The organism is Nonomuraea sp. NPDC050404 (genome assembly GCF_040655495.1).
In the GTDB taxonomy this organism is placed as follows: domain Bacteria; phylum Actinomycetota; class Actinomycetes; order Streptosporangiales; family Streptosporangiaceae; genus Nonomuraea.
Genome location: NZ_JBFAKB010000004.1, coordinates 321,726 through 337,123, shown reverse-complemented (window position 1 = coordinate 337,123; position 15,398 = coordinate 321,726). Strand labels below are relative to the sequence as shown.

The 15,398-nt window shown below is 71.6% G+C and carries 14 protein-coding genes; 8 read left to right on the top strand and 6 right to left on the bottom strand.

Translation table 11 applies throughout. The features are described 5' to 3' along the window. Window positions 1-33 precede the first annotated feature (33 nt). Window positions 34-3,411 (top strand): serine/threonine-protein kinase, encoded by a 3,378-nt coding sequence (locus AB0I81_RS13110; RefSeq protein WP_360654812.1) that lies wholly within the window; start codon window positions 34-36, stop codon window positions 3,409-3,411. A gap of 51 nt (window positions 3,412-3,462) precedes the next feature. Next, entirely contained in the window at window positions 3,463-4,413 is a 951-nt protein-coding gene (locus AB0I81_RS13105; protein ID WP_360654808.1) for an ABC transporter substrate-binding protein, read from the top strand. Here the strand turns inward: AB0I81_RS13105 and AB0I81_RS13100 are convergent. From AB0I81_RS13100 to AB0I81_RS13085, 4 genes are all read right to left on the bottom strand, one after another. Next, window positions 4,397-5,053 carry a hypothetical protein gene (locus tag AB0I81_RS13100; protein WP_360654805.1) on the bottom strand — a complete coding sequence of 219 codons (657 nt, stop codon included), beginning with the start codon at window positions 5,051-5,053 and terminating at the stop codon, window positions 4,397-4,399. The genes AB0I81_RS13105 and AB0I81_RS13100 overlap by 17 nt on opposite strands. Window positions 5,054-5,124: 71 nt before the next feature. After that, complete coding sequence (locus tag AB0I81_RS13095; RefSeq protein WP_360654802.1) at window positions 5,125-6,411, bottom strand: ArsB/NhaD family transporter; 1,287 nt, start codon at window positions 6,409-6,411, stop codon at window positions 5,125-5,127. A 290-nt stretch (window positions 6,412-6,701) separates the two neighbouring features. Then, on the bottom strand, window positions 6,702-7,160 hold the full coding sequence (locus AB0I81_RS13090; RefSeq protein ID WP_360654799.1) for a CBS domain-containing protein: 459 nt from the start codon (window positions 7,158-7,160) through the stop codon (window positions 6,702-6,704). 92 nt (window positions 7,161-7,252) lie between these two features. Further along, complete coding sequence (locus tag AB0I81_RS13085; protein ID WP_360654797.1) at window positions 7,253-7,522, bottom strand: hypothetical protein; 270 nt, start codon at window positions 7,520-7,522, stop codon at window positions 7,253-7,255. 164 nt (window positions 7,523-7,686) lie between these two features. Here AB0I81_RS13085 and AB0I81_RS13080 point away from each other — a divergent pair, with 164 nt between their 5' ends. The 6 genes from AB0I81_RS13080 (at window position 7,687) to AB0I81_RS13055 (ending at window position 13,703) form a co-directional block, all read left to right on the top strand. Further along, window positions 7,687-8,703, top strand: a complete 1,017-nt coding sequence (locus AB0I81_RS13080; protein ID WP_360654794.1) for a sensor histidine kinase — start codon at window positions 7,687-7,689, stop codon at window positions 8,701-8,703. Beyond that, entirely contained in the window at window positions 8,694-9,350 is a 657-nt protein-coding gene (locus AB0I81_RS13075; RefSeq protein ID WP_360655523.1) for a response regulator transcription factor, read from the top strand. Before AB0I81_RS13080 ends, AB0I81_RS13075 begins: the two co-directional genes overlap by 10 nt. Before the next feature lie 66 nt (window positions 9,351-9,416). Continuing rightward, window positions 9,417-10,766: a sugar ABC transporter substrate-binding protein gene (locus AB0I81_RS13070; protein ID WP_360654791.1), complete on the top strand. Its 1,350-nt coding sequence runs from the start codon at window positions 9,417-9,419 to the stop codon at window positions 10,764-10,766. Further along, window positions 10,763-11,641, top strand: a complete 879-nt coding sequence (locus AB0I81_RS13065; protein WP_360654788.1) for a sugar ABC transporter permease — start codon at window positions 10,763-10,765, stop codon at window positions 11,639-11,641. The genes AB0I81_RS13070 and AB0I81_RS13065 overlap by 4 nt, the downstream gene beginning before the upstream one ends. A 1-nt stretch (window position 11,642) precedes the next feature. Beyond that, window positions 11,643-12,491, top strand: coding sequence for a carbohydrate ABC transporter permease (locus AB0I81_RS13060; RefSeq protein WP_360654785.1), 849 nt, complete (start codon window positions 11,643-11,645; stop codon window positions 12,489-12,491). Window positions 12,492-12,518: 27 nt separating this feature from the next. Then, window positions 12,519-13,703, top strand: coding sequence for a nucleoside hydrolase (locus AB0I81_RS13055; protein ID WP_360654782.1), 1,185 nt, complete (start codon window positions 12,519-12,521; stop codon window positions 13,701-13,703). On the opposite strand, the gene nrfD is transcribed toward AB0I81_RS13055, so the two are convergent. Then, window positions 13,687-14,589: an NrfD/PsrC family molybdoenzyme membrane anchor subunit gene (gene nrfD / locus AB0I81_RS13050; RefSeq protein ID WP_360654779.1), complete on the bottom strand. Its 903-nt coding sequence runs from the start codon at window positions 14,587-14,589 to the stop codon at window positions 13,687-13,689. The two genes, AB0I81_RS13055 and nrfD, sit on opposite strands and share 17 nt — an antisense overlap. Beyond that, complete coding sequence (locus AB0I81_RS13045; protein WP_360654776.1) at window positions 14,582-15,397, bottom strand: 4Fe-4S dicluster domain-containing protein; 816 nt, start codon at window positions 15,395-15,397, stop codon at window positions 14,582-14,584. Before AB0I81_RS13045 ends, nrfD begins: the two co-directional genes overlap by 8 nt. Between the last annotated feature and the right edge of the window lies 1 nt (window position 15,398).

The window sequence follows — 15,398 nt, the reverse complement described above, 5'->3', positions numbered from 1 at the left end:
AACTGAATCGCCCTCGCCGGCGTCAGACCTCTCATGGGGACAGCGCTCATCGACGGGGATCCGCAGCGGCTCGGTGACTACTGGCTGGCCGGCCGCCTCGGGGCGGGCGGCCAGGGGGTCGTCTACGAAGGTTACGACCCGGCCGGCACGCGGGTGGCGGTCAAGGTGCTGAGCGGTGACCCGGCCGGGCAGCCGGGGCTGCGGGACCGGATGGTGAAGGAGGCGGTCTCGGCGCAGCGGGTGGCCTCGTTCTGCACCGCCAAGGTGCTGGACGCCGATCTGGAGGGGCCGCGGCCGTACATCGTCAGCGAGTACGTCGAGGGTCCGAGCCTGCGTACGGCGGGCCGGACCTTCGGCGGCGCCGAGCTGCACCGGCTGGCCACGGCGATCGCCACCGCGCTGACCGCGATCCACGACGCCGGAGTCGTGCACCGCGACCTCAAGCCGGACAACGTGCTGCTCGGCCCGGACGGGCCCCGGGTGATCGACTTCGGCATCGCGCGCACCCTGGAGATGTCGCTGACCTCGACCGGGATGGTACGGGGCACGCCCGGCTACATGGCGCCCGAGGTGTTCTCCGGCGAGCGCGCGGAACCGGCCGCCGACGTCTTCGCCTGGGGCGCGATCGTCCTGTACGCGGCCACCGGCCGTGATCCGTTCACCGGTGAGGCGCTCGGCGCGGTCATGCACCGGGTGCTCACCCACGATCCCGACCTCGGCGTGCTGCCGGACACGCTGCGCGGCCCGGTGCGCGCGGCGCTGGCCAAGGATCCCGCCCTGCGCCCGTCGTCGCGCGAGCTGCTGCTGGGGTTGCTCAGCGGCGACGGCACCCTGGCGACCCCCAGCCTGCTCGCCCTCGGCGCCGGCGACGGCCGCCGGATCGGCGCCGCCGCCGACGACCCCGCGCTCGGCACGATCGCCGAGGACGCCTACGCCGCGCTCGGGCCCGCCGACAAGGAGCTGGTGCCCGAGTTGTTCCTGCGGCTGGTCACGGTGACCGACGAGGGCGAGCTGGCGCTGCGCGAGCCGCGCAGGTCCGAGCTGCCCGAGGGCATGGAGCCGGTGCTGGCGGCCTTCACCTACCTGGTCTCGGGCGGCGACCCGGTGCGGCTGCTGCGCCCGGCGCTGCCGCTGGCCTGGCCCCGGCTGCGGGCCTGGATCGCGGCCGACCGGGACGGGCTGGCCGTGCACCGCCGGATCAGCAGCGCGGCCGTCCGCTGGTTGCAGCGCGGCCGCAACGACGGCGACCTGTTCTCCGGCAGCACGCTGGACGACGCGCTGGGCTGGGCCGCGGTCCGGCGCCGCCACTTCACGCTCACCCCGGCCGAGCGGGACTTCCTGGCGGCGGGGGCGGCGCTCACCAGGCGGCGCTCGCGCCGCACCCGGCTGGTGTCGGTGGCGCTGGCCGGGCTGCTGGTGCTGGCCCTGGCGGCGGGCGGGCTGGCGCTGCGGCAGAGCGCGGACCTCGCCGAGCAGGGCGCCACGCTGGCCGGGCAGCGCGACGCCGCCGAGTCGGCCGGGCTGGCGGCCACCGCCGACGCCGTACGCGGCCGGGACCCCGTGCTGGGCATGCTGCTCAGCGCGGCGGCCGGTGAATTGTCGCCCACGGAAGAGGCCAGGTCCAGCCTGGTCGCCTCGGTGACGGACCCGGCCACGGCGGTCTTCCACGACCCGGCGACCGGCCCCGACGTGGTGCGCGCGCTCGGTCACGACGGCCGCTCGCTGGTCAGCGTCAGCCCGGACGAGGTCAGGGTGTGGGACGTTGCGACGGGCAGGCGGACGGGCGGCTTCACCGGCCTGCCCGGCAGGCAGCTGCGCCAGGCCGCGCTCAGCCAGGACGGGAAACTGCTGGCCATCGCCGACATCCGGGCCGTCAGCGTCTGGGAGCTGGCGACGGGGCGGCAGGTGGGCAAGAGCCTGCCCGCGGCCGAAGAGCTCGAAGTAACGGTCGCGTTCAGCGGCGGGCGGCTGCTGACGTCGATCGGGCAGGGCTTTCAGGTCTTCGACTGGACCAGCGGCAAGACGACGCCGCTGCCCACCATGTTCATGGCCGCCGTCCATCCGGGCGGCGACTACGCCGTGGCCGGGCGCACGATCTGGGAGTTGCCGTCGGGCAGGCAGCGGGCGGGTTTTCGCGGCATCTGCGGCAACTGCCAGAGCTTTCCCGCCTTCAGCCCCGACGGCCTGCGCCTGGCCGTCAGCGACGACGCCGGCCTGACCGTGTACGACACGCCTACCCGCAAGGAGCTCTACACGCTCGACGGCTGGGAGCCCGGCGCGACGCCCGTGTTCAGCCCGGACGGGAAGCTGCTCGCGGGCGTCGGAGAGACGATCACCGTCTGGCGGCCGGGCGCCGACGAGCCGCTGCTGCTCAAGCGGGAGCCGGAGGACCGGCCGGGCGCCGCCGCGTTCGGGACCGGCGGGCTGCGTTACCTGAGCGAGGGCACCGTCGTCACGCTGCGGCCGAGCCCGGACGCGGACGAGCCCATGGACGCGGTACGGCTGGGCGACGCCGGCCGTTCGATCACCCACGCGCTGGAGGCCGCCGAGGTCACGCTGGACGGCAGGAAACTGCCGATCGAAGCCTTCGACCCGTACGACGGCGAGTTCACCTTCAGCCGCGACGGCCGCGCGCTGGCCATCAGGAACGGCGACGACGTCTCCGTCCGCGACACCGCCACCTGGCGTGAGCTCGCGAAGCTCACGCCCGCCTTCGCCGTCACGAGCGAGCCGGACACCGCCCTGCCGACACCCAAGGGCCTCTGGACGGCCGGCGAGAAGACCTTCACGCTCTGGTCGCTGCCCGGCGGGCGGCGGCTCAAGGACGTGCCCAGGCCGCGACTGCTCGGCTGGGCCGCCGGCGCGGACGGGCGGCTGATCGGGCTGGACGCCGACCGGCTGCGGGTGGTGGACCTGGAGACCGGCCGGCCGATCGGGGCGCGGCTGTCCCTGCCCGCGCAGGCGCAGGACGTCTGGTTCAGCCCCGACCAGAAGCTGGTCGCGGTGCACTTCTCCGGCAAGGCCGGCGTCTGGGACGTCGCCACGGGCAAGCAGATCGGCGACTGGCTGCGGACCGGCAGCGCGGCGTGGGACGGGGCGTTCTCCCCCGACGGGAAGTTGTTCGCGTTCGCCTCGCAGGAGAAACAGCTCGGCCTCTGGGACGTGCGGCAGGGGCGGCGCATCGGGCCGATGGTGCGCCTGCCCGACAGCGCCAGATCCGTCGCCTTCACCGCCGGCTCCGCCGAACTGCTGGCCATCGGCAGGGGCGGGCGGCTGACCAGGCTGCCGACCACCGTCGCGGCCCTGACCAGGACGGCGTGCGAGCGGGCGGGCCGCGCGCTCACCGCGGCCGAGTGGCGCCGTTACCTGCCCGACCGTCCCTTCGAGCGGAATTGCCCTTTCGCACACTGATCTTCCTCCGGTACGCTCCCCTGCCCGTCCCCCCCCTTGAGGAGCACCGTGATGAGACTCCGGACCATCCTGGCAGCCGCCGTCTTAGCCGTCATGACGGCGGCCTGCACGGCGACACCGGCCCCGCCTCCGCAACCCGCACCGGAGAAGCAGACGATCAGGGTCGGCGTCCTGCCCACCGCCGACGTCGCGCCCCTGTTCATCGCCCTGACCAAGGGCTACTTCGCCCAGGAGGGCCTGGCGGTGGAGCCGGTGACCGGCACGGGTGCCGGCGCCATGGTCCCGCAGGTCGAGGCCGAAGTTCTGGACCTGGCGCAGACCGACTACGTCGCCTCCATCGTGGCCGGGGCCGCCGGCAAGGAACTCAAGATCGTCGGCGCTCTGGCCCAGGCCGGCATCGCCAGCTACGGCATCGTGGTGGCCGCGGACTCCAAGATCAAATCCGTCCGGGACCTGAAGCGCAAGAAGGTCGCGGTCAACAACCTCAAGGGCTCCGCCACGCTCGGCGTCACCGCGCTGCTCAAGGACGCCGGCCTGAGCGACAAGAACGTCACCTTCGTCGAGAAGCCGTTCCCCGTCATGGCGCACTCGCTCGACGACGGGGAGGCGGACGCCGCCTGGGTGGCCGAGCCGTTCCTCACCGAGGGCATCAGGAAGGGTGTGCTGCGCGCCCTGCCGGGCACCGCCTCGGGACCTTATGCGGACCTGCCGTCCGGCGGCTGGATGGCGACGGACGAGTGGCGCACGAAGAACCCGGCGACGCTGGCGGCCTTCCAGCGGGCGCTGGCCAAGGGCCAGCGGGCCGCGAGTGACCGCAAGGAGGTGGAGGCGGTGCTGCCCAAGTACACGAAGATCGAGGCGGAAACGGCCGCCAGCGTGTCGCTGGGCTCCTACCCCACCGCACTGGACCCCCGGCGGCTGCAGCAGGTGGCCGACCTCGTGCTGCGGCTCGGCTATGTCGACGAACCCGCGGACGTCAAGGGGCTCATCGCGACGTCGTGAGCGGGCCGGGCGCGGGTGACGTGGTGAGCGCGCCGGGTCCGCCGGAGCGGCCCCGGCCCAGCAGCAGGGTGCCCAGCCACATCACCGCCATGCCCACGGCGACCAGCGCGGAGCTCCTGCCGTCCAGGAACGTGGCCGCCGCCAGCAGCACCACGCCCCCGACGGTGACGGCGGCGCTGACGGGCGTGACCCGGTGCAGCAGGGCCAGGAGGATCGCCTGGACGAGGACCGCGGCGAAGAAGAGCAGCGCCCCCGGGCCGTACACGATCGGCTCGACCCCGGGATAGCCCCGGACCTGGTCCAGGATCGCCTCCAGCGCCGCACCGTCCGCGGCGGCGAAACCGGCGTACAGGTCGATGCCCATCTGGACGATGTTGGCCGCCACGCTGAGCAGCGCCGCCACGGTCACGACCTCCACCGCCACCCGGCGTCCGCCCGACACCGGCCTGGCCAGGCCGCGCATGGCCAGCGTCATGACGCCGAACATCAGGTAGGCCACCAGCCACACCGCGTGCGCGGCCGTCCACCAGGGCCCCGGTACGAGGTCGCCGTGGATGACGCGCATGAGGAACCAGCCGCCCAGCAGGGCGGCCGGTCCGGCGGTGAAGGAGAGCTGGGCCAGGCGGTTCGCGGGGTTCATACCCTTCACGATGCCGGGTGCCGCGGCCCCCGATCATCGGTGATCTGCCCTGATTTACCCCTGGGATCTCCTTAGGTGAAGTAGCGCAGCCACACGTACAGCCAGGCCATCAGCGTGCTGGCGATGGTGACGACGATGCCGTACCGGGTGAACTGCCAGAAGCTGATCTTGTGTCCGTTGCGTGCGGCGATGCCGATGGCCACCACGTTGGCGCTGGCCGCGATCGCGGTGCCGTTGCCGCCGAAGTCCGCGCCGAGCGCGAAGGCCCACCACAGCGCCTGCCCGACTCCCGGGTCGGGCGCCGCGGCGACCACGCCTTCGACGATGGGGGCGGTCGTGGCGACGTACGGGATGTTGTCGAAGAAGGCGCCCAGCGCGCTGGAACCGAACAGCAGCGCCGTCGCGGCGACGAAGTAGTTGTCGCCCAGCGTCTCCACCGCCCATGTGCCGATCGAGGCGATCACCCCGGTGTGCACCAGGCCCGCGACCATGACGAACAGGCCCATGAAGAAGACCAGCGTGGGCCACTCGACCTCGCGCAGCACGTCGGAGACGTTCGCGCGGGAGACCAGCAGCATCACCCCGGCGCCGACCAGCGCCACGATCGACGGATCGACGTGCACCACCGCGTGCAGCCCGAACCCGACCACGACCGCGCCCAGCACGACCAGGCAGCGCACGAGCAGCTTCGGGTCGGTGATGGCCCGCCTCTCCTGCAGCGCCATCACCTCGGCCACCCGGTCGGCGTTGTACTCGAACGTGCCGGCGAACAACCACCGGGAGGCCAGCACGAACACCGCGAAGATGACCACCACGATCGGCGCCATGTGCATCAGGAAGTCGTTGAAGGTCAGCCCGGCGCGGCTGCCGATGATGATGTTGGGCGGGTCGCCGATGAGCGTGGCCGCGCCGCCGATGTTGGAGGCCAGCACCTCCGCGATCAGGTACGGCTGCGCGGCGATCCGCAGCCGGTTGCAGACCACGATCGTCACCGGCGCGACCAGCATGATCGTGGTGACGTTGTCGAGGAAGGGCGAGGCGATGGCGGTGATGGCCATCAGCATGACCATCAGCCGGTACGGCCGGCCTTTGGACTTCTTGGCGGCCCAGATGGCCAGGTAGTCGAAGACGCCCGTCTGCTTGATGATGCCAACGATGATCATCATCCCGAGCAGCAGGAAGATGACGTTCCAGTCGATGCCCTCGTGTTCGGAGAAGAACACCTCGGCGCCCGGGATCAGGCCCGTCACGGCCATCAGCCCCGCGGCGATCAGCACCACCTTGACCTTGTTGGCCTTCTCCGTGGCGATGAAGAAGAAGGCCACCAGGAAGATCGCCAGTGCGATGATGGCGCTCATCCGGCTCGCCCCGGCGGTCCGGCGGACAGGGCGCCCGAGACGGATGAGACGGGTAGGTCAGGGCACAGGTGGTGGGGGAACACGGCAAGCCTTTCGGATGATGGACATGCGTAAACGGGCGTGGCCGCCGGCACACGCCCGGTGATCTGGGGGTCTGTCAGTTGTGCCGGCCGAGGCCGGGTGTATTCGTCCGGGTCGGACGCCGGGCTCAGTGGTCCGGGATCAGGGTCCGGGATCAGGGTCCGGGATCAGTCGTCCGGGCTCAGTCGTCCGGGCTCAGTCGTCCGGGCTCAGTCGTCCGGGCTGGAGAGGGCCAGGCTGGTCAGCAGCCGTTCCAGGGTGATCGCCCCGGTGAGCGCGCCGTCGCGGCCGACGACCGCGACGAGCGGACTGCGCAGCCGCGCCATGAGCGCGGCGACCTCCAGCAGGGTCGCGTCGAGCGGCACGGTCGCCGGGGTCGGGGGCTGGCGCGGCAGGCAGTCGCCCACGGTCAGCTCGCCCAGCTCACCCCAGAACAGGTCGGCGTGCGCCTCGTCGATCGTCCGGCAGAGCGCCGGATCCTCCTGGTAGGCCCCCGGCACCGCCAGCCGCAACACCTGCGTGCCCGGCAGCACGGTCGCCGGCCTGCCCCGCCCGTCCACGACGATCAGGCCGGGCATCCGGCCCAGCGCCATAAGCCGCACGGCCTTGGTGACCGGGTCGTTCACGGTCACGGTCGGCAGGTTCACGGCGATATTGCTGGCATGCATGACTTCATCCCGTTCGGCGAGGCGACCGGGGGTCCCCGGCCGGGTCATCAGGCCGCCTCGGCGATCTCCGCGGCACGGCGTTCCGGGCCGGGTCATCGCGCCGCCTCGGCGATCTCCGCGACACGGCGTTCCAGGTCGGCCAGCCGGTCGGGGACGGGCCTGCTGTGCAGCAGGTCGGCGACCTGGTCGGCCTCGTCCTGCCCGAGGGTGATCTCCTGCGGGGGCGCGTCCGGGTCGGCGGGATCGTAGACCAGCAGCCGCCGCCCGCCGTCCTCCACGAGGACGCCGAAACGCTGCCCCCTCCTGGTGACGAGGTGGTGCACGGTGCCCTTGCCCGGCACGGTCGTGCGGGTGACGTCCATGTCGCTGTCTCCAATCCGGCTCCGCTCAAGTCTCCGGGCGGGCGGATCGGATGACCATCGGGTTCAACACCCATCTGGGCATGGATAGAACATGTAGGGACGACGTTCCGGATGGGGGACAAACCGCATGGACAACCGCACCCTGCGACGAACAGGCTGGTGAGATGGACGATCGCGCCGAACGGCAGCCCCACGCGGAGGGCGTTCTGTCACATCCGCCGGCTCAGGCGTTGTTCCGGCGGCTCGTCCTGATCAACGGCCTGGTGTTCGCGGTGGGCACGCTCGTGCTCGCCGTCTCCCCCGCCACGGTATCGGCTCCGGTGGTGTGGGCCGAGGTGCCGGTGTTGCTGGTGGGGCTGGCGGTGATGCTGAGCGCCAACGCGCTGCTGCTGCGCCGCAGCCTGGCCCCGCTGAACGCGCTGACCACGCTGATGCAGCGGGTCGACCTGCTGCGCACCGGCGACCGGCTGGCCGACAGCGGCAACAGCGACCTCACCCACCTGATCGACACCTTCAACGCCATGCTGGACCGGCTGGAGGCCGAGCGCAGCGCCAGCAGCGCCCACGCGCTGGCCGCGCAGGAGGGCGAGCGCCGGCGCATCGCCCGCGAACTGCACGACGAGATCGGCCAGAGCCTGACCGTGGTGCTGCTCGGGCTCAAGCGGGTGGTGGACCGTGCCCCCGCCGACCTGCGTGAGGAACTGCACGGTGTGCAGGAGACGGTACGCGCCAGCCTCGACGAGGTACGCCAGGTCGCCCGCCGCCTGCGCCCCGGCGTACTGGATGACCTGGGGTTGCACGCCGCGCTCAGTGCCCTGGCCAGCGACGTCTCCCAGGCCGGCATCCAGGTGACCCGCTCGATGCAGCACGACCACCCGGACCTGGGCGCGGACGTCGAGCTGGTGCTGTACCGGATCGCGCAGGAGAGCCTGACGAACATCGCCAGGCACGCCCGCGCCACCCGTGCCGAGTTGTGCCTGGCCACCGAGGACGGCGGCCTGGTGCTGCGCGTCGCCGACAACGGCCGGGGCGGCGCGCACACGGAGGGCGCCGGGATCCGGGGCATGCGCGAACGCGCCCTGCTCATCGGCGCCCGGCTGACCCTCGACTCCCCGCCAGGCGAGGGCACCCGCGTGAGCCTGGTCATCCCGGATATCGCGAATCGGAGCACATCTTCGTGAACAAGACCCGGATCCTGCTGGCCGACGACCACGCGCTGGTCCGCCGGGGGCTGCGGCTGATCCTCGACGCCGAGCCCGACCTGGAGGTGGTCGCCGAGGCCGCCGACGGCGCGCAGGCGGTGGCGCAGGCCACGGAGGAGGCCGTGGACCTGGCCATCCTGGACATCGCGATGCCGCGCATGACCGGACTGCAGGCGGCCAGGGAGATCTCCCGGCGGGCGCCGGGCGTGCGCATCCTGATCCTGTCGATGTACGACAACGAGCAGTACTTCTTCGAGGCGCTCAAGGTAGGCGCGTCCGGCTACGTGCTCAAGTCGGTCGCCGACCAGGACCTGCTGGAGGCGTGCCGGGCCACGATGCGCGGGGAGCCGTTCCTCTATCCGGGCGCGGTCACCGCGCTCATCCGCGACTACCTGCAGCGGGACAAGGAGGGCGAGCGCATGCCGGAGAGCATCCTGACGCCCCGTGAGGAGGAGATCGTCAAGCTGATCGCGGAGGGCAACTCGGCCAAGGAGATCGCCGAGACGCTGGTCATCAGCGTGAAGACGGTCGATCGGCACCGGGCCAACATCCTGCAGAAGCTCGGCATGCGCGACCGCCTGGACCTGACCCGGTACGCCATCCGGGCCGGCCTCGTAGAACCCTGAAATTTGTGGTCGGGACGTTATCTGGTTAACGTCGTGTGTCAGAACACGTCACAAACTGGGTCAGGAATGAGAGTCATCACGGGTCCCGCCACAACCCACCGCAGGCCGGCCAGGGTGTCGGCCGCGCTCGTCGCGCTGGCCGTGCTCCTGACGGCCACGGCGTGCGTCGGCCGGACCAGCAGCACGACGGCCGACGACGGGTCCCGGATCATCCGCTTCCTGCACTCCCAGCCGACCGGCACCTTCGCCGAGGCCATCAAGCTGTTCGAGGCCCGCCACCCCGGCGTGCGCGTGGAGGAGCAGCCGGTCCCGTTCGACGACCTGAACGCGCAGGTCCAGGCCAGGGTCGGCGCCCAGGACTCCTCCATCGACGTCTTCGCCGCCGACCCGCCCCGGGTGCCCAGCCAGGCCTCGCGCGGATTCCTGGTGGACGTCAGCGACGACGCCGAGGCCATCCGGCAGGGCGTGGTCGGACCGGCGCTCGACTCGGTGAGCTGGGGCGGGAAGGTGTGGGCGTACCCGCTGTGGACCTCCAGCTCCTTCCTGTTCTACAACCGCGACCTGCTCGCCAAGGCCGGCGTGCGGCCGCCGGGACCGGCCGCGGCCGACCGGCTGACCTGGGAGCAGGTGGCCGAGCAGGGGCGCGCGGCGCAGCGGGCGGGAGCGCGCTACGGGTTCGGGTTCGACCAGGTGGACCGCTACTTCCAGCTGCAGCCGCTGCTGGCCTCGGCCGGCGCGGGCGACGGGCTCACCGGCCCTGACGGCCTGACGCCCGACGTGGACAACGCCGGGTGGAAGCGGGTCATGGACTGGTACGCGGGCCTGCACTCCTCGCGGCTGTCGCCGCGCGGCATCGACCCGCAGCAGATGCCCGACGTGTTCTCCTCCGGCCAGCTCGCCTACTTCGTCGGCGGTCCGGGACGCATCGGGCAGTTCACCAAGGCCGAGGGGCTGAACTGGGGCATCGCCCCCCATCCGTACTTCGCCGGGGGCAAGCAGGTCACGCCCACCGACTCGTGGGCCGTGGGGGTCAGCGCGTACAGTGCCCATCCCAAGGACGCCCGCGAGTTCGCCCGCTTCCTGTCGCTGGACTCGGCGGGCGCGCTGGCGACCACCGGCAAGCAGACGCTCCCGCCGGCCAACAAGGTCGCCTACGAGCGGTACGTACAGCAGACCGTCAGTAATGGAGGCGACTCGGTCAAGGGCTTCAAGGAGCTGCTGAGCCACGAGCTCGACACGACCGCGCACCACCGGCCGCGCAGCGTCGGATACGTGGACTTCGAGACCACGATCAACAAGACCTTCTCCGACATCCGCAACGGCGCCGACGTGCCCGAGGCGCTGCGGGCGGCCCAGGACCGGCTCGGCGGGCTGCTGCAGCGCTACCGCGACCTCGAACCCTCGGAAGGCCCATGACCTCAGCACCGTCGAAAAGCCCGATGAGGTCGGCGCGGCGCTCGATGTGGACGACGGCCGCGATCATGCTGCTGCCCGCGATCATCGCCCTGGCGTTGTTGCGGCTGTGGCCCTCGATCAGCGCCATCGTCACCTCCCTGCAGCCGACCGGCGACCGCCCCGTCTGGTACACCTTCGCCCGCCTGTTCAGCGACCCGACCTTCCTGAACTCGCTCAAGGTCACGCTGCTGTTCAGCGTCATCGTCAACCCGCTGCAGATCGCCCTGGCGCTGTGGCTGGCGGTCACGCTGAGCAAGCGCGTACCGGCGGTCGGGTTGTGGCGCACGCTCATCCTGCTGCCCGTCGCGGTCCCGCAGACGGTCTCGGCGATCGTGTGGGCGGTGGCCTTCCGTCCCGAAGGCCCGCTCAACGGCGTCATCAACGCCCTCGGCCTGCCCAGCGTGCCCTTCCTGATCAGCCCGAGCACCGCGCTGCTGTCGATCGTCGTGGTCTGCAGCTGGGTCGGGGTGGGGTACTGGATGACGTTCCTGGTGGCCGGGATCAAGGACATCCCGAAGAGCCTGTACGAGGCCGCGGGCATGGACGGCGCCGGCCCGTGGCGCAGCTTTCTGCACATCACGCTTCCCGGGCTGCGCCGGCCCCTGATGTTCGTGCTGGTGGCCGACACCGTGTCGAACTTCCTGGTCTTCGCCCCCGTGCAGATCCTGACGCAGGGCGGGCCGCAGGGCTCCACCGACCTGATCATGAACCAGGTGTTCGAGCGCGCGTACGTCACCGGCGACATGGCCACCGCGTCGGCGGGCACCGTCGTGCTCATCGCGATCGTGCTGGCCGTGGTGACGTTGCAGTTCAAGCTGCTGCCCGGGAAGGAGTGACGTGGAGACCGCCACGAAGGCCGAGACCCGCTCCGGGCGGCGTGCCCTGTGGATCGCGATACCCGCCGCGGTGTTGTCGGTGCTGCCCCTGGTGTGGGCGCTCAGCTCGGCGCTGCGGCCCAGCGACGAGGTGTTCCGCTACCTGTACCCGCTGTCCTGGCACACGCTGATCCCCGAGACCGTCACGTTCGACAACTTCGTCACGCTGCTCGGCGGGGAGTTCCACTGGGCGCTGATCAACTCGGTGATCGTGGCGTTCCTCAGCGTCGTGCTGGGCACGTTCCTGTCGGCCACCGCCGCCTTCGCGCTCGCCGTGCTGCGCTTCCCGGGGCGGGGGCCGGTGTTCGGGGTGCTGGTGCTGAGCTTCCTCATCCCGTTCGAGGCCATCGCCATCCCGCTGGCGACCACGTTCCGTGCGATGGAGATGCAGAACACCTACATCGGGCTCGTGCTGCCCGGCATCGGCAGCGGCCTGGCCATCTTCCTGCTGCGGCAGTTCTTCATGAACATCCCGCCGTCGCTGGCCGAGGCGGCCCGCATCGACGGGTTGTCGTGGTGGGGCGTGTTCCGACACATCTACCTGCCGCTGTCGCGGCCCTCGCTGGTGGGGGCCGGGCTGGTGGTGTTCGTGTTCCAGTGGCAGTCGTTCCTGTGGCCGCTGCTGATCGCGCCCGACCCGGCGATGAAGGTGGCGCCGGTGGCCATCGCGGACTTCGCCGGTGAGCTGGGGGTGGATTACGGGCAGATGTTCGCGGGGGCGATCCTGGCGGCGGGGGTGCCGCTGCTCGTCCTGCTGATCTTCCAGCGCCAGTTCACGGCCTCGCTGGCCAGCAGCGGGACCAAGGAGTAGAAGCACTGTACTCAGCTTGGAGGGCTCATGCGGATCATCGTCGACTGCGACCCCGGCAACACCGTTCCCGCCTCGGACGTCGATGACGGGCTCGCGCTGGGGCTCGCGCTCACCGCGCCCGGCGTCACGCTGGAGGCCGTCACCGTGGTGGCCGGGAACACGCCGCGTGAGGTGGGCGTGGCGGTGGCGCGCGATCTGCTCTCCCGGGCGGGCGCGGGGGACGTGCCGGTCTTTCCCGGGGCCGCCGTGCCGCTGGCCGAGGATCCGGGGCCGTGGCGCGCCGACCTGGACGGCCGCCGCGACACCGAGCGCGCCCGCAAGTTGTGGCAGGGCGTCACCACGACACCCGGCGTCCCCAGCACGCCCTCCGGCAGTCCGGGCAGGTCAGGCAGGTCGGGCACCTCCGCCGCGTCCCCTGACGTCCCCGGGACGTCCCCTGACGTCCCCGCCGCGCCCGGGGCTTTCGGCTTCCCCGCCACTACCTCGGCCACCGGTGGCGCGTCGCTGGCGACCGCCGCCCTCGGTGCCACCGCCGCCGCTCTTCCCGACACGGACGCCGCGCCGGTCGCCGCCGCCGAGATCGTGCGGCGGGTGGCCGCCGCGCCCGGTGAGATCCACCTGGTCGCCGTGGGCCCGCTGACGAACGTGGCGCACGCGCTGCAACTGCGCCCGGAGCTGGCCCAGGAGCTCGCCTCGCTCACGATCATGGGTGGCGCGTTCGCGGTGCCCGGGCTGCTCCAGGAGCTCAACTTCGGCTACGACCCCGAGGCCGCGCACGCCGTCCTGACCAGCGGCGCCCCCATCACCCTCGTCCCGTACGACGTCACCCGCCTGACCTCGCTCACCCTCGCCGACCTCGACCGCCTGGCCGGCCACGGCCCGCTGGCCGACTACCTGGCCGAGACCACCCGCCCGTGGGTCCGCTGGGTCGCCGAGGCCCGCCGCCTGCCCGGCTGCTACCTGCACGACCCCCTCGCCGTCGCCGTACTGCTGGAGCCGGGGCTGGCCACCAGGCACCGCGCGCGGGTGGACGTCGAACTGCGCGGCACCCTGACCCGGGCCCGCCCGATCGCCTGGGACGCCACGGGCCAGGTCATGCGCGCCACCGGCCTGAGCCTGCCCGAGATCGAGCCCATCGAGGTGCTCGACGGCGTCGACAACGACCGGCTGGTCGCGTACCTGATCGACACGATCGTCAGAGCTGGACGCTGAAGATGATCGCGGCGCGCAGGGCCAGGCCGCCGGCCAGCACCAGCAGCGGCAGCGCGATCGAGTGACGCAGGGCGGCCGCGGAGCCGGCCGACAGGCGTTCGGTGGCCAGGCCGTACAGGCCGGGTAGCAGCCCTACCAGGACCACGACCCAGAGCAGCAACCACGGCGGGCCGAAGACGGTCTCCTGCGTGCCGGCGGCGATCAGGGTCAGCGCGAACACCACGATCAGCGCCAGTTCGAGCAGCGAGTACAGCCGCTCGGAGACCGACAACATGGGGGTGCTCGGGCGGGCCTCGGGGCGGTAGCGGGCCAGCAGCAACATCAGCGCGGCCGATCCGGCCAGCCCCGAAGCCAGGAAGAGCCCGCCCAGCGCCCACGTGTCGCTCCACACCGGCTGGTTCGACACCGACAGCAGCACGCCCGTGTACCCGGCGACGAACAGCCCGATCAGGGATCCGGCCACGTTGAACACCCGGCCGTCCAGCCGGGCGACGAGCGGGAGCCTGACCTTGCCGTCCCGTACGAGCGCCGCCGCGAACGACACCGCCGTGACCGCGATGAACACGGTCACCACCCACACCCCGAGCGACATCGGGGACCAGTACTTGAAGTTGAGCCCCAGGTGGCCGGGGGTGGTGTTGACCAGCATGTGCCAGAACCGCAGCGGCTGCCCGAGGTCCAGCGCCAGCAGCAGCGGCGCGATGAGCATCGGCGGGAAGGCGATGTAGTAGCCGATCCTGGCCATCGGCTCGTCCCCCGGGCCGCCGCGCAGGCGCAGCAGGGTGGCCAGCGTGTACGAGCCGCCGGACAGGCCGGCCAGGAAGAAGTAGAACAGGATGTACCAGAGCCAGTCCGGCGGGCCGGCGAAGTGCTGGATCTCATCCATCTTCGGCCTCGACCTTCTCCTTGCGGCGGCGCAGCGCGATCAAGCCGCCGAGCACGCCCAGCACGGCCGTGACGGCGGCGGTCAGGTAGCTGGGCACGTTGTTGCGGCTGGGCAGCACGTCGTCGCCGTCATCGGGCAGGCCGTACTTCTCCGGCTCGTCCATGAGCAGGAAGAACGCGTTCAGGCCGCCGTACACCTTCTCGTCATGGCCGTACAGGCGGGCCTGTGTGACGCCCTGGCCGCGCAGGATGTTCAGCCGCTTGGCCGCCGTCTGGCGCAGCTCCGAGACCGGGCCGAACTTGATCGACTCGGTGGGGCATGCCTTGGCGCAGGCGGGCGTCATGTCGTGCTGGAGGCGGTCGTAACAGAGCGTGCACTTCTGCGCGATGCCGGTCGTGTCGCTGGCGCCGATCACGTCGTACGGGCAGGCCGCGATGCAGTTGCGGCAGCCGTTGCAGACGTCCGGCTGGATGTAGACGCTGTCGAACTCGGTACGGATGATCGCGTTCGTCGGGCAGACCTCCATGCAGCTGGCCTGCCGGCAGTGCTTGCAGACGTCCGACATCATCAGCCAGGCCGTGCCGTTGCCCGGCGAGACGGCCTGGTCGGGCACGTTGTCGTGGAACTGCACGTGCCGCCAGGTCTCGGCGTCGAGCCTGCCGGTGTTGTCGAAGCCGTCCAGGAACGAGGGCGCGTTGCCCTCAAGCTGGTTCCACTGCTTGCAGGCCACCTCACATGCCTTGCAGCCGATGCACACGCTGGTGTCGGTGAAGAACCCGTACGCCTGGCCCGGTGTGATGTGCGGCATC